Raw genomic sequence first — 849 nt, forward strand, 5'->3', positions numbered from 1 at the left:
AAATGGAACGAAAATGGTAAATTTAGAGTCCGGCACAGCACGTAGCCGGGCCGTTCTCATCAATTAAAAAAAAGCAAAATGAAAAATCTACTGTTAATTCTTGGAATAATCTGTTTTGTCTATGTTGGAGCAAAAAGTCAAATACTCAATGAGAGCTTTGAAGAAGTAGAGTATATTGATTTATCAGGAGACTCTGTATTATATCCCAGGAATTGGTGGTCTGGAAGCCCCGAATTTGATGGGTACATTACAACAGACTCTTATAGTGGGGAATATGCTATGCATCTAAAATCTTGGTATCAAGGAAACAATACAGTGTATTTTTATAATGGTGATTCACCAGTTAGACGTTTTGGATCCACAGAAAAGAACAAACATCTAGAAGGTGCAGGTACTCCAATAGATGAGCTTCCGTCAGAATTAAAGGGTTATTATAAGTTTCAAAATGTCAAACCCAATGATTCAATGATAGTCACAGTGTATGTAAAAAGATATATTGAAGAATATGATAGTATCCATATAGTAGGATATGGTCGGGGAAAATTTCCAGAAACTGAATTATATGAAGAATTTACAGTGCCGATTGTTGAGCACTCAGAGGGGACTCCTGATAGTATAATTATTCAGATTGAAACATCCACCAATGTGAACTTTTGTCAAAGCGTTGAGTGTAATTATTTAACAATTGATGACTTTTCATTAGAGTATGCTGTAAATACTGAGGAACTAATTTTAAATAGAATTGAGGTTTTTCCTAACCCATTCTCAGACAAAGTAAGAATCAGATCAGAAAGAGGTATTGAAAAAATAGTTGTATCAGATCTATCAGGAAGGATGATTTTATCTGAA

Annotated in this window: 1 protein-coding gene; it reads left to right on the forward strand. The window is 34.3% G+C overall.

Going from position 1 to position 849, the window contains the following annotated elements:
• Nucleotides 1-78: 78 nt before the first annotated feature.
• The coding region (locus tag IX84_RS30385) for a hypothetical protein (RefSeq protein WP_044230397.1) at nucleotides 79-849 on the forward strand (771 nt) is incomplete at its 3' end.

It is taken from the genome of Phaeodactylibacter xiamenensis, assembly GCF_000759025.1.
GTDB lineage: Bacteria > Bacteroidota > Bacteroidia > Chitinophagales > Saprospiraceae > Phaeodactylibacter > Phaeodactylibacter xiamenensis.